The 23,205-nt window shown below is 70.0% G+C and carries 21 protein-coding genes; 11 read left to right on the top strand and 10 right to left on the bottom strand.

Translation table 11 applies throughout. The features are described from left to right. Positions 1-59: 59 nt before the first annotated feature. Positions 60-968 (bottom strand): hypothetical protein, encoded by a 909-nt coding sequence (locus ACFWXC_RS06155; protein ID WP_384474178.1) that lies wholly within the window; start codon positions 966-968, stop codon positions 60-62. Positions 969-1,372: 404 nt separating this feature from the next. Beyond that, positions 1,373-1,813: a hypothetical protein gene (locus tag ACFWXC_RS06150; RefSeq protein ID WP_384473823.1), complete on the bottom strand. Its 441-nt coding sequence runs from the start codon at positions 1,811-1,813 to the stop codon at positions 1,373-1,375. A 96-nt stretch (positions 1,814-1,909) separates the two neighbouring features. Here ACFWXC_RS06150 and ACFWXC_RS06145 point away from each other — a divergent pair, with 96 nt between their 5' ends. Together ACFWXC_RS06145 and ACFWXC_RS06140 are read left to right on the top strand one after the other, a co-directional pair. Continuing rightward, entirely contained in the window at positions 1,910-3,085 is a 1,176-nt protein-coding gene (locus ACFWXC_RS06145) for a PP2C family protein-serine/threonine phosphatase (protein WP_384473820.1), read from the top strand. A gap of 192 nt (positions 3,086-3,277) precedes the next feature. Next, complete coding sequence (locus ACFWXC_RS06140; RefSeq protein WP_384473818.1) at positions 3,278-4,333, top strand: hypothetical protein; 1,056 nt, start codon at positions 3,278-3,280, stop codon at positions 4,331-4,333. Between the two features lie 10 nt (positions 4,334-4,343). Here ACFWXC_RS06140 and ACFWXC_RS06135 read toward each other — a convergent pair whose 3' ends face one another. The 3 genes from ACFWXC_RS06135 to ACFWXC_RS06125 form a co-directional block, all read right to left on the bottom strand. Next, entirely contained in the window at positions 4,344-6,317 is a 1,974-nt protein-coding gene (locus ACFWXC_RS06135; RefSeq protein WP_384473815.1) for an Ig-like domain repeat protein, read from the bottom strand. A gap of 161 nt (positions 6,318-6,478) precedes the next feature. Continuing rightward, positions 6,479-7,243: an NPP1 family protein gene (locus tag ACFWXC_RS06130; protein ID WP_384473812.1), complete on the bottom strand. Its 765-nt coding sequence runs from the start codon at positions 7,241-7,243 to the stop codon at positions 6,479-6,481. 244 nt (positions 7,244-7,487) lie between these two features. Then, complete coding sequence (locus tag ACFWXC_RS06125) at positions 7,488-7,610, bottom strand: hypothetical protein (RefSeq protein WP_351738298.1); 123 nt, start codon at positions 7,608-7,610, stop codon at positions 7,488-7,490. Between the two features lie 196 nt (positions 7,611-7,806). Between ACFWXC_RS06125 and ACFWXC_RS06120 the strand changes: the two genes are divergently transcribed. From ACFWXC_RS06120 to ACFWXC_RS06100, 5 genes are all read left to right on the top strand, one after another. After that, on the top strand, positions 7,807-9,150 hold the full coding sequence (locus ACFWXC_RS06120; RefSeq protein ID WP_384473808.1) for a helix-turn-helix domain-containing protein: 1,344 nt from the start codon (positions 7,807-7,809) through the stop codon (positions 9,148-9,150). 157 nt (positions 9,151-9,307) lie between these two features. Beyond that, the gene (locus ACFWXC_RS06115) at positions 9,308-10,915 is read left to right on the top strand and encodes an amidohydrolase (protein ID WP_384473805.1); all 1,608 of its coding nucleotides are present in this window, start codon (positions 9,308-9,310) and stop codon (positions 10,913-10,915) included. Positions 10,916-11,038: 123 nt separating this feature from the next. Further along, the gene (locus ACFWXC_RS06110) at positions 11,039-12,043 is read left to right on the top strand and encodes a permease (RefSeq protein WP_384473802.1); all 1,005 of its coding nucleotides are present in this window, start codon (positions 11,039-11,041) and stop codon (positions 12,041-12,043) included. After that, entirely contained in the window at positions 12,040-12,744 is a 705-nt protein-coding gene (locus ACFWXC_RS06105; RefSeq protein ID WP_384473800.1) for a TIGR03943 family putative permease subunit, read from the top strand. The genes ACFWXC_RS06110 and ACFWXC_RS06105 overlap by 4 nt, the downstream gene beginning before the upstream one ends. A 115-nt stretch (positions 12,745-12,859) precedes the next feature. Next, positions 12,860-13,654, top strand: coding sequence for an SDR family NAD(P)-dependent oxidoreductase (locus ACFWXC_RS06100; protein WP_384473796.1), 795 nt, complete (start codon positions 12,860-12,862; stop codon positions 13,652-13,654). A gap of 16 nt (positions 13,655-13,670) precedes the next feature. On the opposite strand, the gene ACFWXC_RS06095 is transcribed toward ACFWXC_RS06100, so the two are convergent. The 4 genes from ACFWXC_RS06095 to ACFWXC_RS06080 all read right to left on the bottom strand — a co-directional run bounded on the left by ACFWXC_RS06095 (position 13,671) and on the right by ACFWXC_RS06080 (position 16,905). Then, positions 13,671-14,456: a hypothetical protein gene (locus tag ACFWXC_RS06095; RefSeq protein ID WP_384473792.1), complete on the bottom strand. Its 786-nt coding sequence runs from the start codon at positions 14,454-14,456 to the stop codon at positions 13,671-13,673. Between the two features lie 129 nt (positions 14,457-14,585). Then, on the bottom strand, positions 14,586-15,329 hold the full coding sequence (locus ACFWXC_RS06090; protein ID WP_384473789.1) for a phosphotransferase: 744 nt from the start codon (positions 15,327-15,329) through the stop codon (positions 14,586-14,588). Between the two features lie 67 nt (positions 15,330-15,396). Continuing rightward, on the bottom strand, positions 15,397-16,317 hold the full coding sequence (locus tag ACFWXC_RS06085; RefSeq protein WP_384473786.1) for a radical SAM/SPASM domain-containing protein: 921 nt from the start codon (positions 16,315-16,317) through the stop codon (positions 15,397-15,399). 357 nt (positions 16,318-16,674) lie between these two features. After that, positions 16,675-16,905: a hypothetical protein gene (locus tag ACFWXC_RS06080; protein WP_384473783.1), complete on the bottom strand. Its 231-nt coding sequence runs from the start codon at positions 16,903-16,905 to the stop codon at positions 16,675-16,677. A 119-nt stretch (positions 16,906-17,024) separates the two neighbouring features. Between ACFWXC_RS06080 and ACFWXC_RS06075 the strand changes: the two genes are divergently transcribed. From ACFWXC_RS06075 to thrS, 4 genes are all read left to right on the top strand, one after another. After that, entirely contained in the window at positions 17,025-17,768 is a 744-nt protein-coding gene (locus tag ACFWXC_RS06075; RefSeq protein WP_384473780.1) for an XRE family transcriptional regulator, read from the top strand. Between the two features lie 2 nt (positions 17,769-17,770). Continuing rightward, entirely contained in the window at positions 17,771-18,241 is a 471-nt protein-coding gene (locus ACFWXC_RS06070) for an NUDIX domain-containing protein (protein ID WP_384473777.1), read from the top strand. A 247-nt stretch (positions 18,242-18,488) separates the two neighbouring features. Then, the gene (locus tag ACFWXC_RS06065; RefSeq protein ID WP_384473774.1) at positions 18,489-20,756 is read left to right on the top strand and encodes an NACHT domain-containing protein; all 2,268 of its coding nucleotides are present in this window, start codon (positions 18,489-18,491) and stop codon (positions 20,754-20,756) included. 541 nt (positions 20,757-21,297) lie between these two features. Further along, positions 21,298-22,515: a threonine--tRNA ligase gene (thrS, locus tag ACFWXC_RS06060; protein WP_384473771.1), complete on the top strand. Its 1,218-nt coding sequence runs from the start codon at positions 21,298-21,300 to the stop codon at positions 22,513-22,515. A gap of 36 nt (positions 22,516-22,551) precedes the next feature. Here the strand turns inward: thrS and ACFWXC_RS06055 are convergent, their stop codons facing one another. After that, on the bottom strand, positions 22,552-23,124 hold the full coding sequence (locus ACFWXC_RS06055; RefSeq protein ID WP_384473768.1) for a TetR/AcrR family transcriptional regulator: 573 nt from the start codon (positions 23,122-23,124) through the stop codon (positions 22,552-22,554). Between the last annotated feature and the right edge of the window lie 81 nt (positions 23,125-23,205).

Raw genomic sequence — 23,205 nt, 5'->3', positions numbered from 1 at the left:
CGTTCCGTCACGGTGCCCGGCCGGGACGCCCCCCGTGTGTCCGCCGCCGGAGCGGCCGGTTACGGGATGGGCATGTTCTGGCCGGCAGACTGTGAATCCGCCCTGAGGGCAGCGGAATCGGGCGTGTCGGGGGCCGGTTCCTGCTCCTTGCCCGGACGCCGGCGGACGTGTCCGCCGAGCCAGGCCAGCACGGCCACCGTCAGGCCCAGGCCCAGCAGCAGCCAGGAGACCGTGCGCAGGGTGGACGTCAGGGCGTCGTAGACGGCGGCCGCGGCCGGGTGCGAGACGTCGGACGGCAGGCCGGCCAGGGTGAGCGAGCGGCCGACGGTGAGGGCGAGCCCCAGCAGGGCGCCGCCCAGCGCCGTACCCAGCGCGGTCGCCAGCACCGCACGGCGGCGGTGGACGGCGACGGCGATACCGCCGACCGCGAAGACGACGGCCGCGACGGGCAGCCAGAAGCCGGCGACCTCGAGCACGTGGAACCCCTTCCGGAGCCGGTCCAGTTCCGCCGCCGGAAGCACCGCGACGGCCGTGTGCTGGACCGGGATACGGGCCGCGAGCGGCACATGGTCCTGGGTGAGCTGGTCCTTGACCTTGGCGGTGACCGGGGCGAGGTCCACGGTCACGGCCTCCTCGCGCCCGTCCTGGAGCGCGCGCAGGACCGCGTCGTGGGTGGCCCGGTTGCCCGCGTCCCAGGCCAGCCGGAACGCCCGGGTCTGCGTGAACGAGCGGACCGCCTCGCGCACGAAGGGCGCCACCGTCCCCTGCATCGGCCGGCCGACGTCCACCTCGCGCATGATGCCCTCGCCGACGGTGTCCGCCACGGCGTCCCGGATGTCCGGGTCGTCGGCGAGCGGTGCCATCGAGCTGACGTACTGTCCGGTGTCCGCCAGCCCGTACGCCGCCCAGGCCGCCAGCGCGCCGAACGGCAGCAGCAGACAGGACAGCGCGATCAGCAGGGCCGACAGGGCGATCCGGAGACGTACGGCCCGGGTGCGCCGTACGGGCCGCGCGGGCCCTGTGGGCTCGGAAGGCGCGGAGGGCACTGAGGGCACGCTTCCAGGCAAGCCCCTGAGGGCAGGTCAGGCGAGCGGGGTGACTGCATCCGGGGCACGGCGGGGCGTCAGGTCGAGCCGAACGGACGACACGGCGGCCAGGAGGGGGCGGCCGGGCGCCGGAAACCCTTGGGGTGCCGTGCTCCGGTGGAGGGTTGGCCCGAACGGGTGTTTCCTGGTTCTGCGGAGGTCTCCTGCCAGGTGGAACGGCCGGAGCGGCTCCGCAGGGATGTCGCCGGGTGCCCTCGGGCGGCCCGGCGGCCGGTGAGGGGAAACAACCCGTGAGGGTAAAAGGGGAAACGCGTGGGCGGGAGCGGTCACCGGACGCGGTGGCCCACCGCGTCCTCGTGCGTGTAGAACCGGTAGAACATGACGACGAAGGTCACCGCCGCGATCGCCAGGGACATGCCGGTGGAGCGCAGGATCGACTCTCCGCTCTGGCTGTACAGGAAGCCGAAGGCGATCCCTATGAACGCCGTCCACATCAGCGCGTGCACCTCCCGCCGCAGCCGCGGGGCGATCGTCAGCACGCCGAACAGCACCAGGGCGAAGACGATCGCGGTCACGAAGCCGAACAGCAGGTTCCAGCCGGTGATGGGCCCGCCGCTGCGCCGGTTCGCGGCCGCCCAGTAGCCGTAGATCAGCCCGGTCACGATCGGGAAGGCCAGTCTGGCCATGACGTGGGTGTGCGGGCTGAAGATGTCGGGCGTGGGGCCGCGCCGGGGCATACCGCCGGTCGTGGGTGCCGCTTGAGCCATGAGAGTGCTCCTCTCTCCTCGCCCCCAGGTTCCAGAGCACACCTGTGGGTACCCCCTGGCAAGTCGGCCGTACGAACCGGGTACGCCGGCCACGACATGCGGCGGGTCCCGGGGCGTGTTTCCCTGACTGTCGTGACCGACCACCCGGCCCCGCGGCGGTGGCAGGATCTGCCGCGCCGGCAGCCCCTGCAGTGGGCCCGGGGCCGGAGCTTCTCCTGGGCGGCGCCGCTGCTGCTGCTGGCCGGGATCACCGCGGTCGACCTCAACACCACGGAGCGGTTCCGGATCATCTCCTGGATCGTGCTGGTCCCCGGGATCGCGGCGGCGATCTGCGGGGTCCGGGCGACGGCCGTGTTCGCGGTGCTGGCGGTCCTGGACTACGCCGTCGTGGACAGCCTCTGGCCGCACAAATACCAGGCCGGGCTGCCCGACTTCATCCTGGTGACCTTCGCCGGGCTGCTGGCCGTACTCGCCTGTGCGGTCCGGGCGGGCAGCGAGCGGCGGCTGCTGCACATGCGGGACATCGCCGAGACGACCCGCCGGACCGTGCTGCGTCCGCTGCCGCCGGGGTGGGCGGGGCTGGACCACGCGGAGGTCTATCTCGCCGCCGACACGGTGGCCCGGGTCGGCGGCGACTTCTACGACATCCAGCCGGGCCCGCACGGCACCCGGGTGCTGGTCGGGGACGTGCAGGGCAAGGGGCTGGGCGCGGTGGAGGCGGCGGCCGCGCTGCTGGGCACGTTCCGTGAGGCGGGCTACCACGAGAAGGACCTGGCGACGGTGGCCGGCCGGCTGGAGACCCGGATGCTCCGCCACCGGGGCCACACGGTCGCGCTGGGCCGCGACGACGGCGACCGGTTCGCCACGGCGGTGCTGCTGGGGTTTGCGCCGGGCGTGCCGGACGCGGTGGAGATGGTCAACTTCGGCCACGAGCCGCCGCTGGCGGTGGGGCCGGCGGGGGTACGCGCGCTGCCGCAGGGCGACGGACTCCCGCTGGGCATGGCCGAGTTGGCGACCGGCTCCGGCCTCCCGCCGACCCGCACCGTCCCCCTCGCCGCCGACGAGACCCTCCTGGTCACCACGGACGGCGTCACCGAGGCGCGGAACGCGGACGGCGAGTTCTACGCGCTGCGCGAGGAGGCCGCCCGAGCCGGCACCTCCGACCCGGCCCTGCTGGTCGCCTACCTCCGCGACGGCGTCCTGCGCCACAGCCGGGGCCGTCTCTCCGACGACACCACGATCTTCGCGATCCGCAGAACGGCGGAGCCCTGACGGGACACGGGCGAGGCGGGCAACGCGGTGGCCGTCAAGAGGCCCGCGGGCACAGGTCCCCGGCCGGTCGTGCTCTCCCGCACCCCGGAACACTCCCATCCCACCCCAAACCTCTCCCGCACCCTCCGCTTTGCAGGCGCAGCGGTTACCGTGCTGACGTAAGTGGACCTGGGGAACAAAGGGGGAGGGCCGATGCCCGGAACCGTGCTGCTGCTCGCGGCCTCGCCGAGGGGCAAGGGGTGTCTGGTGGACGCGGCCTCCGTGCTCCCCGTGCTCGCGGCCGTCCCCCCGGCGATACTCTCCGGCACCGACACCGCCAACGTCGTCGAACTCGCCGACCCCCTGGAGCCGCAGGCCGTCCTGACCCGGCTGCGGGCCGCCGCGGCCGCCCCCGGCCCGCTGACCGTGTTCGTCATCGGCCAGCTGCATCTGGACCGCAAGCAGCGGCTGCCGCATCTCGCGCTGGCCCGGACCACGCCCGCCACCGTCCGCTACACCGGCCTGCCCTGGCACTGGATCCGGGAGGAGCTGCGGTTGCGGCCGGCCGGGGCGACCACGCTCGTCCTCGACCTGCACGCCGACCACGAGACCTGGGAGTGGCTGCGTACCGTGCCCCTGGATTCCGGGCGCAACAACGCCGTGCACGGGCGTATCGCTCCGCCGCCGGCCCGGCGGGAGATCGCGGCGCCGTCGTACATGAAGGCCGTGGCGACCGTGCTGCGCAGCGGGCACCGGCCGCCGATGACGCAGTTGCACCAGCAGGTGCTCGCGCGGCTCGGTGCCGAGGCCGCCGGCAGCATGGTGTTCAGCACCCACACCCCGGACAGCGGGGATCCGCACGACGCCATCAGCACGGCCGCGCGGGGCGGGCGGTACGCGGAGGCCGACGGGCTCGCCGCCCGCTGGGAGGAGGCCGCCGCGCGGGCGCACGGGCCGGCCTCCGAGGACGCCCTGCACTGGTCCGAAGTACGGGCCGACCTGGCGATGTTCGCCGGGGACGCGGCGCGCAGCTGCCGTACCTGGCTGACCGTCGCGCACGCCCGGCTGGCCGCCGGGCAGCCGGCCGACGCACCGGCCGTCGAGACGGCCGTGGACCGGGCCCACCACCAGTGGGGCGCCATCAAGGACGCGGCGCGGGCCCGTGAACTCGGACCCGCGCTCGCGGAGTTGAGACTCAGGGTGCCGGGCCGCCGGGAAGGTGCCCTGGACCATGTCCAGCAGCACCTGCGGCAGCTTCAGACCAGCTGAGTCACCGGTACTAGCTCGTGAAGGTGAAGTACTTCCACGCGCCGTAGGTCGTGGAGTTGACGGTGTCGCCGGACGTGCCGTTGATGTAGTCGGAACGGACCCGGAAGCGCCAGCCGACGTCTTCCTTGTGGCTGCCGGTGAACTCGACCTGGGAGAGGCCGCTGGTGGCCAGCGCGAAGTACTTCGAGGTGTCCGAGTACCACGTGCCCTGGTAGTAGACCTGGAAGTCGAACCGCTGCGAACGGCCGCTGTAGTACGGCATCTTGGTCGTGAACAGCGGGTTCTTGGTCTTGTGGAAGAAGGCGTAGGTCTGGCCCCAGACCTTCTTCGTCTTGTACTGGCGGCTCGCCGTCATGGAGATGCTGACCTTGGCGCCCACCGAGCTGGACACCGACCGCGGCTGCCAGCGCGCGTCGCCCGTGAACTTCGCGGTGACCTTGGTGTCGCGCTTGAGGTCCAGGGTGACGGACAGGTTGCCGTGCGAGTCGACCTTGCCGGACTTGGCCAGCTTGTTGGGCTTGTCCGAGCCGAACGGGTCGGCCCAGATCTCCACCGTGCGGTTCTTGTACGTCGTACCGAGGTGGGCCGTGAACTTCACGTCCTGCCCGTACGAGTACACCTTGCCGTTGTTGTTCAGCGTCAGCGTCGGCTTGGCGCGGGAGACGTCCACGGTGTCCTTGGCGGAGGAGGCCGTGTGGTCGGCGTCGCCCGCGTAGGAGACCTGGTACGTCACCTTGCCGCCGGCCGGCGGGGTGTCGGTGAAGGAGTAGGTGCCGTCGGCCTTGACCGTGACGGCGGGCAGCGCCTTGCCGTTCGGGGAATCCAGGTCGGTGCGGGTGACCGTGACCTGGGTGCCGGCGGGCAGTGCGGCCGTCGAGGAGACCGTGCCGGTGACGGTGAGCTGCTTGGCGCGGGTCGCCGTCGCCGGGGCGTTCACCGTGACGGTGGTGGCCGCCCGGCCCGGGGTGTCGTACTCGCGCAGGGAGTACACGCCCGCGCTGTTGGAGGTCACCGCGAACAGGCGGGAGCCGTCCGGCACCCAGGCCAGCCCGCCGGCTGCGAGGGTGTCGGCGCCGCTGGAGGTACCGGTGTTGGGGAAGTCGTACGAGCGGACGGCCTCGCTGCTGCCCGGGTGGAAGATGTAGACGTCCGGGTCGTACCAGGAGTCGGTGCCGGCCGCGACCGTGCCGTCGGGTGCGATGGCGACGGAGTTCGGGTAGGTGGTGGTGGTGTACTTGCCGTCCTCGTTGAGGTCGGACGTCCTGTACACCTGGTGGTAGTACGGCGCTCCGCTCGCCACCACGACGTCCTTGCCGTCGGGGGTGACCTGGAGGTCGTTGACGTTGCTGCCGTCGGTGCGGATGTGGGCCAGCTGGGTCGCCGTGCCCGACGAGACGTCGTAGGAGGTCAGCGAGGCGGGGCTGGTGTCGCGGTCGCCCGCGACCAGGATGTCGGTGCCGGGTGCCGCGTCCAGGACGGGCGCCGAGTACCAGCTGTTGTCCTGGTTGAGGGTGACGGTGTGCTGGTCGTTCGTCAGGTCGACGGAGCCGATGTTGCCCTCGGCGGAGTCGCCGTAGCCGAACCACAGCTTGCCGTCCGCGAGGGCGACGCTGCGCGGCTTGTCGCCCACGGTGTAGCGGGCGGTCTCGGCGTCGGTCGCGGTGTCGATGACGGCGACGGCGTCGAGGTCCCGGACGGCCGCGTAGAGGGTGCCGGAGTCGGCGGACAGCTCGAGGCCGGTGACACCGGAGAGGTCGGTGGTGAGCTGCTTGAGCACGTTGCCCGAGTAGTCGGTCACCACGATCTTGCCGTTGCTCGGGTCGCTGATGAAGACCTGCTGGTGGACGCCGTCGACGACGATGTCACCAGTGGACTTGATCGGCAGCAGGGCGCTGGTGTCGGCGACGGCCGGTGTGGCGGCCAGGGCCGCGGAGCTGAAGAGGACCGCCAGGGTGGTGGCGGCCGTGACGGTGCGGGTGCGCATACGCACGCTGATTCGAACCCCCCGGATCGAATGAAGTGGGTGCCACGGACCGCGGCCCACAGGTGTGCGTGCGCTGTGGGCCGCGTGTGGCGGATGTGATGAAGACTAGGACATGCCACTGACAAACAGCACCCGGGATTCCCGGCCGAGGGCGGGCCGGGTCAGGCGTACGCGTCGAAGGTGATGTCGGCCGGCTTCGCCTTGTTCAGGTGGTCGTCGAACCGGGAGTCCTGGAGGGGGAAGTTGGCGTCTCCCCAGTTGGACGCGTTCAGGATGTCGCGCAGGTTGGACGCCATGTCGTCCCAGGTGAGCAGGTTCTCCTGGTGCCAGGCGCCGGTGTCGTTCTCCGGGGTCTCGCCCCACTTGGCGAACCGGAAGTCATGGGTGCTCAGGCCGTCCTTGTGGTAGACGACCTCGACGCGCTGGCCGCTCATGGGGACGTCGGCGACCGCCTCGGTCTCGAAGTCGCCGTGCTGGGAGGCGGACAGGTACGACGGGGTGTCCGCGCCCTGCTTGGCCCAGACGACGATGCACTCCCAGTCGTGGCGGTGGCCGATGCCCGGGGAGGCCTCGTCCTTCTCGAAGTAGCCGGCGTAGACGATCCCGCACCAGCCGTTGTTGCACTTGGCCCGCGAGTAGGTGTTGGCGTTGTTCAGGTGGCCGTCCCGGCAGTCGCCGGTGACCGCGCCGGTCGGCTTCAGGCCGCCGTTGAGGTTGCCGTCGGGGTCGATGGCGGCGGCGGGATAGCAGCTGTCCGTGTCGTAGTCGTACAGCGGCTCGAAGAACTTCTGGAACGTGGTGGCGTTCTCCGGGAGGTTCTGCAGCACGCCCGCGGAGGCGGTGAACGGCAGGGCGACGACGAGGGCGGCGGCGCTGCCCGCGACGGCGGCGGCTCGGCCGAGGCGGTGGGTCCTGGTGCGGGACATCGGGGGCTCCAGTCGACGGTCCGGGGTCGGGGGTCCGTGGTTCTTGGTCCGTGGTCGGGACGGCGTGCTCGTCCCGGACATGACATCCGGGTGGGCGGACCGAGACTGGCAGGACGGGAGCTCGATGGAAGGGCTTTCTGTCAAACGGAACACGGCGTTTCGCCGAACTGATCCAGTCCGTTCCACAGGAACGGAGCGCCCCGGCGGGACAGGGGCTGTCCCGCCGAGCGGCAGGTGAGAGGGGTCAGCGGGGTGCGTGTTCGGCGGTGGCCGGCGCGGTGGAGCGGGAGCCGTCGTCCGTCGCTCTGGCCGGGCCCGCGTTCGCGGCCGTGATGAGTGCGGCCACCGCGATCACGGCAGCTGCCACACTACGGGCGGTGGGGGTCCCTCCGATCGAGCGAAACCGGGAGTGGGGGAGTGCGGTGGGGCGTGCGGATGTGCGTCCGAGCACGGCGACCTCGCAACGACAGGGGCGGGTTAAGCGTGTTTAATTCGCCGTTTAACCTAGGGGCTTACAGAGCTCAACGGCAAGGGGTCCAGGGGGAGTTGGGGGGAGTGACAGAATGCATGAACGGGACGATCCGGTGACCGTCGGGCGGCGGGTGCAGCAGCTGCGCACCGAACGGGGGCTGACCCAGCGGCAGCTGGCCGAGCCGGCCTACACACCGGCCTACATCTCCACGCTGGAGGCGGGGCGGGTACGGGCCTCCGACGAGGCGCTGCGGCACATCGCCGGGCGGCTCGGCGTCGGCTTCGAGGAACTGGCCAGCGGGCGCCCCGCCCATCTCGCCACCGACCTCAGGCTGCGGCTCACCGAGGCACAGCGCACCCTGGCCACCGGCGCGGCCGAGGAGGCCGCCGCCCTGTACGCCGCCCTCTTCGAGGAGGCGGAGACGCACGGGCTGGCGGTCGAGCAGGCCACCGCGCTGCTCGGGATGGGCGAGTGCGCCCTGGACACCGGCGAGCTGGGCCGGGCCCGGGAGTTCTTCGAACGGGCCGAGCTGTGGACGGCCGGCGAGCCGCTGCCGGTGCGCGTCCCGGCGATCCGCGGCCGGGCCGTCAGCCACTATCTGGCCGGTGAACTCCGGTACGCCGTCTACCTCCTGGAGACCACGCTCGACGAGCTGAACCGCAGCGGCCTGCACGACCCCGACGCGCTCCTGCTCCTCTACGCCTCCGCCATCGGCCCGTACATGGACATGGGCGCCCACGCCCGCGCCGCCCAGGCCGCCGAACTCGCCCTCGCCCTCGCCCCGCAGGCCGGCGACCCCGCGCTGATCGCCCGGATGCACCGCTCCGTCGCCCGCACCCTGCTCGCCGAGGGCCGGGTCGCCGAGGCGGACGCCTCGCTGGCCAAGGCCGCCGAGCTGTACCGCCAGCTCCAGCTCCGCACCGAACTCGCCAACTGCCACTGGATGCGCGGCTACGTCTGCGCCCAGAACGGCGAACTGGAGCGCGCGGAGAGCGAGTTGCGGGAGGCCCTGGCGATGCTGTCGGAGACCCGGGCGGCCCTGTACCGCAGCCAGGCCGCCGTCGAGCTGGCCGACGTACTGCACCGCCGGGACAAGTCCGAGGAGGCCGCCGCCCTGCTGAACGACGTGCTCGGCGACTTCTCCTCCGAGCGCGGCGCCGTGCACGCGGCCGCCGCGCACCGCCTGCTCGGCATCATCGCCGAGGACGCCCGGGACACCGAGGCCGCGGAGGAGCACTACGTCCGCGCCCTGAGCCTGCTGGAGCGGGCGGGCGCGGCCGGCGACCTGGCGGACCTGTGCCGGCTGCTGGGGGACCTGCTGCGCCGCACCGGCCGGGTGGAGGCGGCCCTGGACGCGTACCGCACGGGCCTCGGCCACCGTACGGCCCCCGGCACCACGACCCTGGGCCCGGCACCGGCCCAGCCGCCGTTGTAGGGGCTGCCGCTACCGTCCGGTAGTTGTCGCACGATCGATATCAGGGGCTGCTCCGCTGTCGTGTTTCCTGCGGCAGCGGCCTCGATATGGCGGGGAAGCACCGAACGGCTTCTAAAACAGTCTCGTCAGCGACACCTTCGAGACGACGGAGAAGACGATGACCGACCACGGAGCCGACCTGCTCGTCCGCGCCGGCGCGGTGCACACGCTGGTGCCCGGGCAGGCACCCCAGCGGGCCCTGGCGGTGCGCGGCGACCGGATCGCCGCCGTGTCCGCCGACCCGGACGGCCTCGACCACCTGGTGACCGCGGCGACGGAGGTCCACGACCTGCCCGGCGCCACCGTGCTGCCCGCCTTCGACGACACCCACACCCACCTGATCCTCGCCGCGCACGGCGCCCACGACGTCCCCGTCCACCTGGCCCACGACATCCCCGGGTTCCTGGACCTGATCCGGCAGCGGGCCGCGGTCACCCCCGAGGGCGAGTGGATCCGCACCACCACCAACTGGCAGGAGCTCAACCTCGCCGAGCGCCGCCTGCCCACCGCGGCCGAACTCGACCGGGCCACCGGCCGGCACCCCGTCCTGGTCAAGCGCGGCGGCCACAACGACGTCGTCAACTCCTACGCGCTGCGCCTGGCCGGCATCACCGAGGACACCCCCGTACCGGCCGGCGGCATCATCGGCCGCGACGCCGACGGCAGGCTCGACGGCCGGCTCGTCGACAACGCCATGGGCCTGGTGGAGCGGCTGATCCCGGCCCAGGACCGGCAGCGGCGCATCGACGGACTGCGCCTGGCCGCCGGCCAGTACGCGGCCACCGGCATCGGCACCGTGCGCGACTGCATGGTCTCCCCCGCCGACCACGAACTCCTGCGCGCCGCCCGCGAGGACGGGGTGCTCGGCGTCCGGGTGCGGTCCCTGATCTCCGCGCTCGGCATGACCGGCGCCGCCCAGGTGGAGGACCTGCTCGACACCATGGAGGAGTGGCGCTACGACGCCGACCCGTGGCTGTCGGTGTGGGGCGTCAAGTTCGGCCTCGACGGCGGCCTGGAGGCCGGCGCCACCGAGGAGCCGTACGCCTGCGACCACTCCTTCTCCGGCACGCTGATCTGGGAGCCGGACGCGCTGGCCGAGGCGGTCGAGGCGGTGGTCCGGCGCGGCTGGCGGGTCGGCACGCACGCCTACGGCGACCGGGCGGTCCGCACCCTCCTCGACGTCTACGAACGCGTCCAGGACAACGTCCCCGGCCTGCCCGCCGGCGCCCTGGTGATGGAGCACGGCGGCCTCGCCGGCCCCGAGCAGCGCGCCCGCGCCGTCGCCCTCGGCATCCCCGTCACCATCCAGCAGCCGCTGCTGCACGACACCGCCGAGGTGGAGGAGGGCTACTGGGGCCCGGAACGCGTCGCCCGCCTCTTCCCGGCCCGCGGCTGGGTCGACCTCGGCGCCCAGGTCAGCGCGGGCTCCGACTTCCCGGTCGGCCGGTTCGGCGCGATGCGCTCGGTGTGGGGCATGACGACGAGGCAGACGGTCATCGGCGTGAAGGGCCCCGAGCACGCGATCTCGTACGAGGAGGCACTGACCCTGCACACGACCCAGGCGGCCCGCCTGACGGGCGAGTCCCACCTGCGCGGCACCCTTACGCCGGGCCGCTGGGCGGACCTCACGGTGTGGGACCGGGACCCGGCGAACGCCTCCGGCGAGGAGCTGCGGGACCTGACGCCCGTTCACACTTTCGTTGGCGGTGCTGCAGCGCCCCTTTAGGGGCGCGGGGCTGCATCGATATGCGGCTCCGCCGCGTGGGCGCGACCAGCCCCCACCGGACCCGCACCCGACACACAGCCAACTCTCTGCCGACCGACAGCCACCCTCGCTACCGTCCCCACGGTGCACAACCAACGGACGGCAACCGACACCCTGCGCCTCCTCCTCCGCGCCCTCGTCCACGCCCTCCTCGGCGGCACCGCCCTCCTCGCCATCGCCACCGTCGCCTCCGTTCTCGGCCCCACCCTCGCCCTGGACCTCTACACCCCACCGGTCGCCGCCTGGTGGACCGTGTTCACGGCGGTCGCCGTCCAGGGCGTCCCCTTCCTCCTCCTCGGCACCGTCGTCTCCGCGGCGATCGGCGCCTTCGTCCCCGCGCGGGTGTTCACCCGCCTCCTCCCCCGCAACCAGGCCCTCGCCGTTCCCGTGGCGGGGGCCGCCGGCGTCGTACTCCCGGGCTGCGAGTGCGCGTCCGTCCCGGTGGCCGGCAGTCTGATGCGCCGCGGGGTCGCCCCGGCCGCGGCCCTCGCCTTCCTCCTCTCCGCGCCGGCCATCAACCCGGTGGTGCTGGTGGCGACCTCGATCGCGTTCCCCGGCCGGCCGGAGATGGTCCTGGCCCGGCTGGTCGCCTCCCTCGGCACCGCGGTGGTGATGGGCTGGCTGTGGGCACGTTTCGGCCGCGACGAGTGGCTGCGCCCGCCCCGCACCGCCCAGGACTCCCACGCCACCGGCCCCCGCGCCTTCGTCACCGGCCTCCAGCACGACTTCCTGCACGCCGGCGGCTTCCTGGTGCTGGGCGCGGCGGCCGCGGCGACCTTCAACATCGCCGTGCCCAGATCGGTCCTGGACGTCTTCACCGGCTCCGCGTGGACGGCCGTCCCCCTCCTCGCCGTGCTCGCCGTCGTGCTGTGCGTGTGCAGCGAGGCCGACGCCTTCGTGGCCGCCTCGCTCAGCGCCTTCCCGGCCACGGCGAGGCTGGCGTTCATGGTGGTGGGCCCGATGGTCGACCTGAAGCTGATCGCCCTCCAGGCGGGCACCTTCGGCCGGGGCTTCGCGCTCCGCTTCTCCTCGGCGACCTGGCTGGTGGCGCTGTCGTCGTCCGTCCTGGTGGGGTGGTGGCTGCTGTGAGCCGTTACGGCGGACCGGTGCTGCTCGGCCTGGTCGGCGCGGCGGTCCTGCGGATCACCCTCTTCGGCGACCTGTACCTGCGCTACGTCCAGGCGTCCCTGCGCCCGTACCTGATCACCTCCGGGATCGCCCTGATCCTGCTGGGCCTCACGACGGCGGTCCTGAAGAGCCTCACGGTTCGGGAAGAGGACCACCACCACAGCCACGGCCCCCGGATCGCCTGGCTGCTCACCCTCCCCGCCCTCGCCCTGCTCCTCTTCCCGCCGCCCGCGCTCGGCTCGTACAGCGCGGAGCGCGAGGCGGCGCAGCGGGCGGCGCAGGGGGTCGGGGCCTTCCCGGCGCTGCCCGCCGGGAACCCGGTACCGCTGACGCTCGCCGAGTTCAGCTCACGGGCGATCTACGACAGCGGGCGCTCGCTGACGGGCCGTACCGTCCGCATGACGGGCTTCGTCACGTCCGGCTCCGACGGCGGCACCTGGTATCTCACCCGGCTGATGGTCACCTGCTGCGCCGCCGACGCCACCACCAGCAAGGTGGAGATCAGGGGCGAGGACGCGCCGCTCACCGACACCTGGGTCACCGTCACCGGCACCTGGCACCCCAAGGGCAGGCTGGGCTCGGACGCGGCCTGGCCGCCGGTGCTGGACGCGAGGTCGGCACGCACGGTGCGGCAGCCGTCGGACCCGTACGAGACGCCGTAGCCCGTTCGGCTCCGGTGACCGGGTCGGGCCGCCCCGCATGACGGACGGTGGCAACCGTAGGCACCGGCACACGAACCCCGGCATTCACCGGCGTACGAAGGGAACCCTCCCGCCCATGCGTATCGATCTGACAGGACGCACCGCACTGGTCACCGGCTCCACGCAGGGGATCGGTGCGGCCATCGTCGTGGGGCTCGCCCGGGCCGGGGCCCGCGTGGGCGTCAACGGCCGTGACGAACGCCGGGTGGCCGACAGCGTGCGGGCGTTGGCCGCGCAGGCTCCCGGCGCCGACCTGGTGCCGGTGGCCGCCGACGTCGCCACCGACGAGGGCGCGGCCCGGGCGACGGAACTGCTGCCCCAGGTGGACATCCTCGTCAACAACCTGGGTGTCTTCGGATCCGCCGACCCCTTGGAGCTCAGCGACGACGAATGGCGCCGCTACTTCGAGGTCAACGTGCTCTCCGCCGTACGGCTGACGCGGCTGTACCTGCCGGGCATGACCGAACGCGGCTGGGGGCGCGTGCAGTACATCGCCAGCGACTCGGCGGTGGCCATCCCGGCCGAGATGATCCATTACGGGATGTCGAAGACCGCGCTGCTCGCGGTGAGCCGCGGATTCGCCAAGAAGGCGGCCGGCACGGGCGTGACGGTGAACTCGGTCATCGCGGGCCCCACGCACACCGGCGGCGTCGAGGACTTCGTGTACGGACTCGTGGACCGGGATCTGCCGTGGGAGGAGGCGCAGCGGACGTTCATGCGCGAGTACCGGCCGCAGTCCCTGCTGCAACGGCTGATCGAGCCGGAGGAGATCGCCCACATGGTCGTCTACCTCAGCTCCCAGCAGGCGTCGGCCACGACCGGGGGCGCCCTGCGGGTGGACGGCGGCTACGTCGACGCGATCCTCCCCTGACCGCCGGGGCCGGGTGCTACGCCTGCGCCCGGCCCTGTTCCCGTACCTGGGCGAGGCGCCGGACGCCGATGTCGAGAGTCTGTGCGGTGGTGTCCGCCGGGAGGGTGCCGAGGGCGCCGGCGGTGAGGACGATCGCGTCGTCGCCGACGCGGACGACGGCGATGTCGACGGTGAGGGTGGTGGGATCGTCGTCCGGGGTGGGCTGCGCGGTGAGGGCGACCCGCAGCCCCTGCCGGGCCTCGCCGAACTCCGGCAGCCGGGAGTCGGCGACCTGGACGGCCGCGGTCCCGGCCGAGGTGGTCTGCGCGGCGAACTGCCCGCAGACGCCGGGCACCGCCCGCAGCCAGGCCAGGGTCCGGTCCACGTCGGCGGCGCGGCTCGCGTAGACCTGGTAGCGGAGCTGGGCGTCGTCGTCGCCGTCGTCGAGGACGGTGACGGCGTGCGGGCCGGCCGGTTCCAGCAACTCGTCGGCGTACAGGGCGTCGAGGAGGCGCTGGCAGTCGGGCTGCCCGGCGACGGCCTTGAGCAGCCCGTCGTGCCAGGTGGCGGTGGAGTCGCCGGCCGTCCACGGCACCCCGAGGTCGGCCTCGCCGATCAGCGCCGACTGGGCCTGCCCGGGGGTGAGCGCCGGGGTGCCGGGCGAGGCGGCCGGGCTGGCGGGAGCGGGGGCGGGGCGCTCGGCGGCGGTCGCGTTCGCCGCCGGGGAGGCGCCCGGAGCGGACGCCTCCGGCGGCCGGGCGGGCGTACAGGCGGAGACGGCGAGCAGGCCGGCCACGGCAAGACCGGAGGCGATGACTCTCATGGCGGGGCCTCTCCGGGAACAGGAGCGGTGGGACGCGTGAGATCACGCCATCACCACTGGCGCCCGCCTACCACCGCTCCGGTCCGTCCGGGTGAGGGCTCGCCTGTTCGCCGGCCGCTCGACATTCAGCTAGTCCGGGGCCACCCCCCTGTATTCGGTCCACGCCCGGCATGCGTCGACCATGGCCTTGAGCCAGTCCGCTTCGGGCTTCCGGCCGACAGCGGCCCGGTACATCCGGAGGTTCGCGGCGGCGAAGGCATCGACCGCTTGCGGGGCCGCTTCACGCCATGCGGTCAACCGCTCTGCCCACTTCTCGGCACTGTCCGGCGTGTGCCCGGCTGCAATGAGCTGGACGACCAGGAGTGCAGGATCGATGAACCTCGCGCCCCGGGTCGGCCACGCCCAGTCCACGGCCCACACGCGCCGCTTCACCATGAGGAAGTTGCTTGGATTGATGTCCGTGTAGAGAAGCGAGTCACCCCTGAACAGCTCGGCCTCCGCGCTGTCGGAGACGAACCGGTCCCACCGCGTCTCGGTCCAGTCCTGGGCGATGTGCGGGAGGGACAGCCGCCCGATCTCGCCGATCGAGTCGACCACCAGGGGCAGGTCAGGCGAGTCGGGAGCGAAGTCGGACGACCGGCCGTCGACCACTTCGAAGCCCAGGACCAACCAGTCTTCGGCTTCCACGTCCCACAGCAACGGCGGTGAGATGTGCCCGAGGTACCTGTTGATCTGCCTCTCCCTGATGAGGGACTTCCGTCGGCCGCCCGGCCGATTGCGCATGGCCTTGACGAAGAAGGGGCCTCTGGCGCAGTCGACCACGGCCGTCATATCCGAGCTGAAGCCGCGCTCGGTCCGGTCGATCCCGGCCACGGGGCCCGTGTGCTCCTCGATCAGGGGAAGGATCGCGGATTCTGGGAGATCGGTGTCCATGGTCCGTTCAGTTCCTCGGGGTGCACTCACTTCCGGGTGTCCCCGGAGAGCACTCGTCGTCGGTGTCGGGAGTACAGGATCGGGCGTCGTCGTTGTCCGGGCCACAGGGGCTGTCGGGGCCGCAGCTGCGAGAGCCGCCGATGTTGCGCCCCGCTCGAATGGCCGCGTTGGCCTGTGCGATCTCGGGGCCGCCGAGGATAGCGCCCAGGGGCGCATCCTGGACGTTTCCCACGCTCAGCCATGTGGAGAACACGCACGGGGAGACCGAGCCGCTTGGACTGATGGACGCGCGCCCGTCCCCGCATCGCCCGCAGAGGCCGTCCGTGCACGGCTCCTGTCCGTTCGCCCCGCGCCCGAAGGGCCGGATGTGATCGACGCGGACATTTCGCACGCCCAGGGCCGCCAGCTCCCACTTCGTCTCCTCTCCGGTGTCGGATGGATCGGAGACGATCACAGACACTCGGATCGGGATGTTCTCCGTCACCGCCTTCACGATGTTCGCTCGGGTGCGGGCGTGACTGTTCCGCCCGGTGACCGCGTTGTGTGCGTCTTCCTGGCCGTAGTACGACGTGGCCAGGCTGACGGTCTCCCGTCGGAGCAGGCTCCACCAGTCCTCGTTCAGGTGGACCAAGTTGCTGTACACCTCGACGGCCAGGCCGAGCTTCAGTGCGTGCGCGATCAGGGTCGGCGCATCGGGGTGCATGGTGACCTCACCGCCGGTGAACTGCACTCGGGGGACGCTGGCCGCGGTGGCTTCGTCGAGCACGCGCGCCCAGTCCTCGGTGGTCATCGAGCCATGTGTGCCGTCCGGGCCGGATTCGTTGTGGCAGTGGCCGCAGGCGAGCTGACACTTCCGGGTGAGGTCCAGCCACACCAGGCCGGGCGTACCTGTGCCCTTGGTGGTCTGTGCCTCTGCAACGACAGTCATCCGCTTCTCTCTCGTTCGTCGTTCCCGATTCGAGGTGTTGCGTATTGCGGCCCGCTCCGGGCGGCGCATGCACGGTTTGGCCCGCTGAGAGCGGGAGTTCAACTGACATGCCACCGGCACCAGGTGGGTGAGGGACTTGGACCTCGTCCGTCCGCCACGGGGAAGCGAAGGATGGACGAGGAGTTCAGGAGGCGTTGAGGAAGGCCGGCCCCGAACGGGGACGGGGGAGCCAAGGCATCGGCACCCAGTTCGGGGCGGCCGGTCTACTGGCTGATACCGAGGGCCATGCCGATCACCAGGCCACACGACGCGCTGATCACGACGATGAACAGCCTCTGTACCGGCCGAGGGCGCGCATCACAGGCCATCTCTGCTGTTGGCGTTCTTGATGGCCAGGCGGACGCTCAGTTCCTCTCGCGCGGTCGGCGTCACGACGTTGTCCGGCTGGGCGTCCCACTCGATGCCGCCACTGATGGGCCTTATCTGCACCCGGGCGCCGACCTCACCCATGACGACGCCGATACGCCCATTGGCCATGTCCTTCGCCAGTTCACCGATGCCTGGTCCGGTCTGCTGGTTGCTCGCCATAGGCACGAGCATCCTGCCGCCTATCAGGACGTCGGAACCTCCCACGAACCCCACTTCGGGACGTCCCGCGTCGGGTAGAACGTCCCTGGTGCCGTCCCCGAGTGCAGGGAGAGATTGGGATGCCGAACGAGAGGTTACGTGCTGCCATGGCGGCCGGCGGCTGGACGTACGCCGCACTCGCGGACAAGGTCGAAGTCGATCCCAAGTCCATCGAGCGGTGGGTCAATTTGGGGCGTACGCCGCGCCGTGCCACTGCCATGTTGGCCGCGGAAACGCTAGGAGAAGACGTGCATGCTCTGTGGCCCGTGCTCCGGCAGGCACGCCCTGCCCGCGCGGTCAGTCCGGAACTTGTGGCTCTCTACGACCAGCGGGCGGACATCCCCGTCTCCACCTTCGTGGACATGCTGGCCCAGGCCCACGAGCACATCGACGTGTTGGTCTATGCCGCCGTCTTCCTGCACGAGGCGTACCCGCGGCTCAACGACCTGTTGCGAGAGCGAGCTGCCGACGGGTGTGCGGTCCGTATCGCGATCGGCGATCCGGACAGCGTGAACGTCCAACAGCGCGGCGCAGAAGAGAAGTTCGGCCACGGGATCGAGTCCCGCTGCCGACTTGCCCTCATGCACTATCGCCCCCTCGCCGGGGTACCTGGCATCGAGGTGCGGACCCACGCCACCACGCTCTACAACTCGATCTACCGCGCCGACGATCAGGCGATGGTCAACGCCCACGTCTGGGGCGTGAACGCCTACGGTGCTCCCGTGTGGCATCTTCGGCGCAACGGAGACGGCGGCATGTTCGACACCTACGCCGGCAGCTTCGACGCGGTGTGGGAGACCGCCACGCCGGTAACAGAAGGGTGACCATGGCACGGACCGAGTACTACGACGACCCGACGGCACCGGAGCCGAACAGCTTGGTGGTCGCCGCGTCCGCCGTGGTCACCGACGACGAAGGGCGCGTGCTCCTTCAGCGCCGCCGGGACAACGATCTCTGGGCGCTCCCTGGTGGCGGCATGGAGATGACCGACTCACTCCCGGGAACGGCCGTCCGCGAGGTGAAGGAGGAAACGGGACTGGACGTGGAGATCACCGGGCTCGTGGGCACGTACACCGACCCTCGCCATGTCATCGCCTACTCGGACGGTGAGGTGCGCCGGCAGTTCAACGTCTGCTTCACCGCCCGCACGATCGGCGGCCAACTCGCGATCTCGGATGAGTCCACGGAGCTGCGGTTTGTCCAGCCGACGGAGATCGATCAACTGCCGATGCACCATACGCAGCGGCTCCGGATCCGTCACTTCCTGGAGCACCGCGAGCGGCCCTATCTCGGCTGACCTTGGGTCCGGCCCTCCTGGGCTGTCCTGAAGGTATGTCAGTAGGTGAAGTGGGCCGGGGTTGCTCGAAGATCGCCTGTAGCGCAGGAAGTGCGTATCAACATGTGCAAGTTGAGCCAGGGGAGAGCGATAGACGGGACTTTGCGATCTACATGACGGTCGTGTACTCGGGTGGCTAGGGTTGGACATGCGCGACATGTCTGCATCGCTCACCAGCGATTTTACCTGGACGGAGTGACCGGAGCCGATGATGGACCATCTTGAGTTCGAAGAGGAAGTGCGAACCGTCGCACGTGCACTCTGGACGACTGCCAGAGACGACGGCGCTATCAATCTCGACGGCGTTGAGCACGATGGCGTCTACTTCACCCACGATGTTGTCCATTGCGTTGAGGTCACGGTCTCCGGCCGAAAGGACAAGGCCGAGCACGACGGAAAGAAGCTTAGCAAGGCCATTAATAGATGGACTGGCAGCGAAGGGCGAACCGCACGAGGTTGGTTTGTGACTCTTGGTGAGCCTACCACTGAACAAACCAAAGCGCTCCAATCGATCGACCGTCGAATTACCCCTATTTCCTTTAAGCGATTCAAAGCACGCCTATTCGACGCCTATCTGTACGCTCAAAGGCGTGAGCGGATGGCCTTTGGTAGCGCCATGAATCCAGCCGGTAGGGGCCATGAACTTGAACGATATATTCCCGCAGAGTTTGAATCGATCGGCCCGGAGGACAGCTCTTCACCCTCGCCTTCATTTGGTGATTTGATCAACAGAGTCGAATCGGCCGAGCGTTTCTGCATCGTCGGCGATTATGGCATTGGTAAAAGTATGACGCTCCGGGAAATTTATCTCAGGCTCTCTCAGGCTCATAAATCCGGAAAGACCCTCAGGCACCCGGTCCACCTCAATCTGCGAGATCACTGGGGGCAGCGCAGTCCTCGAGTGGCTCTGACTCAACACGCTGAGGACTTGGGTTACGACCGGCCAGATCAGATCATCTCCGCCTGGAGAGCCGGCTATGTCGACGTGCTCCTTGACGGATTCGACGAAATCGCGGCGCCGGGGTGGAGTAGCGACATCGTTGAACTGCGTCATTCTCGCCGTAGGGCGGTGGAATTGGTTCGCCAGTTTTTCGAGAAGACTCCACTCAAGGCATCTGTGGTTCTGGTGGGTAGGCGGAGCTATTTTGACAGCCTAGAGGAACTGAATAGCTCCTTGTTTAATGGTGAATCGTGCACCCTGCTGGAGCTGTCCGAGTTCAATGACAAGCAGATCGAACAATATTTGCGCGGAAAGCAATGGCAGGCGCTGCCCGATTGGCTACCGAAGCGGCCGCTACTGATTGGATACCTGGCCAGCAAAAGACTCTTGGGGGCCGAGCTTGGGTCGCTACATGGGCTCAGTCCAGCGGAGGGCTGGGACTGGCTCCTAGACCAGATTAGCAAGCGTGAGGCAAGTATCGAGACGGGTCTTGACGGTCCTACCATCAGGCTGACAATGGAGCGCCTTGCCTCGATGGCTAGGAAAAGCGCCAGTTGCCTTGGGCCGCTTACGTACGCGGAAATAAACGAAGGGTTCAAGTTTGTCCGTGGGCGGGAGCCAAGTGATGACCAGCGGACGATCCTGCACCGTTTGCCAGGCCTGGGGTCAGATCCGAATTTCGAGGAGGGGACTCGGGAATTTATCGACCTCGATCTTGCCAGCGCAGCACAGGCAAGGGACGTCTCGTCTTTCGTTAAGAATCCTTTCTCGGTCGACATCCAGGCAGCGCGGGCATGGAGTCAGTCTCTACTTCAGTCGGGAATCGAAGTGGCAGCCCTACAATGCCATGAGGTTGCAAACGAGGGGACGATCGCAACAGCGATGTCCTTCGCCCAGCGTAATGACCTCGATACTGTGACTGCCGATGCTGCGCGCGTGGCACTTTCCTTGGGGGTCTCCATCTCTGGCTCATTTAATGCCGACGAGGTGTTGATTCCACACTTGGACTTCTATGAAGGGTTTGGAGATCTGTCAGGCGTAAAATTCTCCCGTTGTGGAATCGAGACACTTGTTCTCGATGGGGAGATCGACGCAACTTGCATGCCGCGGTTTGAGGGTTGCTGGTTCGAGAGAGTGATCGGGCGATTTAGTCAGGAGGACCTCCCTCCGGTCGCTTTCAATGCTTGCACCTTCGGTGATTTCCTCGACTCCTTCGAACGGAATGCCGACGTGCTGCGGAGTTCGCTTCCAGCTGGCGTGCGTGTCATGATTACGCTGGTCCGAAAGCTATACTTGCAGCGTGGGAGTGGCAGGGCTGAAGGGGCCCTGGTGCGGGGAATGGAACAGGCTAGTCGAGAGCTGGTTCCTCAATGCTTGGAGATTCTCCGAAAGGAAAATCTCGCGACTTCCATCAAGCTGAACGGGCGAGTCGTTTGGCTTCCATCTCGCTCTGCCCAAAAAAGGGTCAACTTCTTTGTTAATGCCCCTCGCGGAAGTGGGGATCCGCTGTTCAGTATGGCCAGTCGGCTTACGTAGAGATTCCAAGGGTTGAATAGGGTTACCGATCGGACTCCTACTGGCCGAGTCAATGCCCTGTCTTCTGGGCCTGGTGGTCGTCTTTGCCGGCGTTGAGCGACCCCAGACGGCCCAGAGACAGTCCGTCTTCGCGTGCCCGGTTGACGTCAGCACTTAGATGTGGCCCGTCTGAGCCTCAGTTGACGACAGCCAGCCACGACGGCACGCGCGTCGGCAGGTCTGCGAGTGAAAACAGGGACAGTGAACCCTGCGTGGACCACGGCCCCCTCGCGAGGCCGGAGGCCGAACCCTTCTGCCCCGGGGCGGGTGTCGAAGGGGGCCCGTGCGGGCTGGGGGAGCAGGTTGGAAAACCTTTCGCCAGGTGTCCGGTCTTGTCGTTAGTGTGTCCCGCATGAAGCGCGCCCTGCCGTGTCCGTTCCGTACGACGACGCCGGAGACCGTCCCGGCGCGCTGACATCCGACCTGTCCGAAGCCCCGGGGGAACGTCCCGGGGCTTTGTCGTGTCGCGGGCCGTTCCCCTCTCCGACGAGGGAGATCCGCCATGCAGGACCACCGCCGACTCGGCCGTGAACTCGACCTGTTCGACACCGACCCGCTGATGGGCGCGGGCCTGCCCTACTGGCTGCCCGACGGGGCGGTCGTACGGCACACCCTGGAGGAGTACGTCCGGGACGCCGAGCGGCGGGCCGGGTACCGGCACGTGTACTCGCCCGTCCTCGGCAAACGCGAGCTGTACGAGATCTCCGGGCACTGGTCGCACTACCGCGAGGACATGTACCCGGCCATGCAGGTGGGGGCGGAGGAGGTCGTGCTGCGGCCGAGCCTGTGTCCGCATCACGCGCTGATCTACCGGTCCCGGGCCCGCAGCTACCGGGAACTGCCGCTCCGGATCGCCGAGTTGGGGGCCATGTACCGCGCCGAGCTGTCCGGTGTCCTCGGCGGACTCACCCGGGTACGGGCCATCCAGCTCAACGACGCCCATATCTTCTGCACCCTCGACCAGGCCGTCGAAGAGGCCCGCGCCGCCCTGGAGCTGATCGCCCGCGCCTACGCCGACCTCGGCATCAGTGCCGTACGGCACCGGCTCTCGCTGCCCGGTGAGGGCGGGAAGTACGTCGCCGACCCGGAGTTGTGGCAGCGGGCCACCGTGCTGCTGCGGGAGGTGCTGGACGGGGCGGGCGTGGCGTACGAGGAGGCCGAGGGGGAGGCCGCGTTCTACGGTCCGAAGATCGACGTACAGATCGCGGACGCGGCGGGCCGGGAGTCGACCCTGTCCACCGTGCAGATCGACTTCCACCAGCCGGAGCGGTTCGATCTGCGGTACGTCGGGGCGGACGGCGGCAGGCACCGGCCGGTGATGGTGCACCGGAGCGTCATCGGGAGCGTGGAGCGGGCCGTCGCGCATCTTCTCGACGTGCACGGCGGGGCCTTCCCGGCCTGGCTGGCACCGGTGCAGCTGCTGGTCCTGCCGGTCGCCGAGGCACAGCTGGCGCAGGCCGAGGCGCTGGTCGCGGCGGCGGTCGCGGAAGGCCTGCGGGCCGAGGTCGCCGGTCCCGAGCGGGGCAGTCTGGGCGCGCGGGTGCGCGGCGGCAGGCTCGTGCCGTACCAGGCGGTGATCGGCGAACGCGAGGCCGAGGCGGGGCTGGCGGCCCTGCGACTGCGGGACGGGCGCCGGGTGGGTGCCCTGCCGGTGGCGGAACTGGTGCGGCGGATCGGGGAGCGGGTGGCGGGACGGGGGACCGGACTGTGGGACGACTGACGGGCCGGGTGACCGGGTGACCGGCGAGGGCGGCCGTCAGATGAGGGCGGCCGCCGCCTTGCGGAGATCGGTGAGGGCGGCGCGGGCCAGGTCGGGGAAGGGCTGGTCGTTCGCCGGGACGATCCACCGGGCGAAGGCCGTGGCGAAGGCGCGGACGCCCAGGTCGGCGGCGAGGCCCGCGGTCGGGTCGGGCACGCCGCGGCGGCGGAGGGCGTCGGTCAGGGTCGCCGCGAGGTTGAGCTCCTTGAAGGCCAGGCGTTCCCGCAGTTCGGTGTGGCCGGCGATGACCGCGCTGAGGCGGGGGCCGAACTCACGCTGCTCGGGGGTGAAGGACGCGGTCAGGGCGTCCAGGGCCGCGGCGACGGCCTCCAGCGGGGTCGCGGCGGCCGGTGCGGCCTCGGCGCCCTCCGTCAGGAGGCGGCCGTGCACCTCCTGCCCGGCGAACAGCACCTCGCGCTTGTCCGGGAAGTGCCGGAAGAAGGTCGTCTTGGTCAGTCCGGCCCGCTCGGCGATCTGGGCGACGGTGGTGCTGTCGTAGCCCTGCTCGCCGAACAGGTCGATCGCGGCCTGCACGAGTCGCTGCCGTGCGTTCGGTTCCCATCGAGCCATGGGGACAGCCTAAGTGATGTGACTCGGTACCGTCACGGTGTACGGTGACGGTACCGAGTCACATCACCTTCTTCTCGTTGT

Origin of the sequence: Streptomyces sp. NPDC058683, assembly GCF_042716195.1 — a bacterium.
In the GTDB taxonomy this organism is placed as follows: Bacteria; Actinomycetota; Actinomycetes; order Streptomycetales; family Streptomycetaceae; genus Streptomyces.
This window is presented reverse-complemented; position numbering and strand designations above follow the sequence as displayed.

What these genes read in the sequence shown, in the direction of transcription:
- ACFWXC_RS06150 (WP_384473823.1), bottom strand. Translation starts at nt 1,813, where the DNA reads ATGGCTCAAGCGGCACCCACGACCGGCGGTATGCCCCGGCGCGGCCCC.
- ACFWXC_RS06145 (WP_384473820.1), top strand. Translation starts at nt 1,910, where the DNA reads ATGCGGCGGGTCCCGGGGCGTGTTTCCCTGACTGTCGTGACCGACCAC.
- ACFWXC_RS06140 (WP_384473818.1), top strand. Translation starts at nt 3,278, where the DNA reads ATGCCCGGAACCGTGCTGCTGCTCGCGGCCTCGCCGAGGGGCAAGGGG.
- ACFWXC_RS06135 (WP_384473815.1), bottom strand. Translation starts at nt 6,317, where the DNA reads ATGCGCACCCGCACCGTCACGGCCGCCACCACCCTGGCGGTCCTCTTC.
- ACFWXC_RS06130 (WP_384473812.1), bottom strand. Translation starts at nt 7,243, where the DNA reads ATGTCCCGCACCAGGACCCACCGCCTCGGCCGAGCCGCCGCCGTCGCG.
- ACFWXC_RS06120 (WP_384473808.1), top strand. Translation starts at nt 7,807, where the DNA reads ATGCATGAACGGGACGATCCGGTGACCGTCGGGCGGCGGGTGCAGCAG.
- ACFWXC_RS06115 (WP_384473805.1), top strand. Translation starts at nt 9,308, where the DNA reads ATGACCGACCACGGAGCCGACCTGCTCGTCCGCGCCGGCGCGGTGCAC.
- ACFWXC_RS06100 (WP_384473796.1), top strand. Translation starts at nt 12,860, where the DNA reads ATGCGTATCGATCTGACAGGACGCACCGCACTGGTCACCGGCTCCACG.
- ACFWXC_RS06095 (WP_384473792.1), bottom strand. Translation starts at nt 14,456, where the DNA reads ATGAGAGTCATCGCCTCCGGTCTTGCCGTGGCCGGCCTGCTCGCCGTC.
- ACFWXC_RS06085 (WP_384473786.1), bottom strand. Translation starts at nt 16,317, where the DNA reads ATGACTGTCGTTGCAGAGGCACAGACCACCAAGGGCACAGGTACGCCC.
- ACFWXC_RS06080 (WP_384473783.1), bottom strand. Translation starts at nt 16,905, where the DNA reads ATGGCGAGCAACCAGCAGACCGGACCAGGCATCGGTGAACTGGCGAAG.
- ACFWXC_RS06075 (WP_384473780.1), top strand. Translation starts at nt 17,025, where the DNA reads ATGCCGAACGAGAGGTTACGTGCTGCCATGGCGGCCGGCGGCTGGACG.
- ACFWXC_RS06070 (WP_384473777.1), top strand. Translation starts at nt 17,771, where the DNA reads ATGGCACGGACCGAGTACTACGACGACCCGACGGCACCGGAGCCGAAC.
- ACFWXC_RS06065 (WP_384473774.1), top strand. Translation starts at nt 18,489, where the DNA reads ATGATGGACCATCTTGAGTTCGAAGAGGAAGTGCGAACCGTCGCACGT.
- thrS (WP_384473771.1), top strand. Translation starts at nt 21,298, where the DNA reads ATGCAGGACCACCGCCGACTCGGCCGTGAACTCGACCTGTTCGACACC.
- ACFWXC_RS06055 (WP_384473768.1), bottom strand. Translation starts at nt 23,124, where the DNA reads ATGGCTCGATGGGAACCGAACGCACGGCAGCGACTCGTGCAGGCCGCG.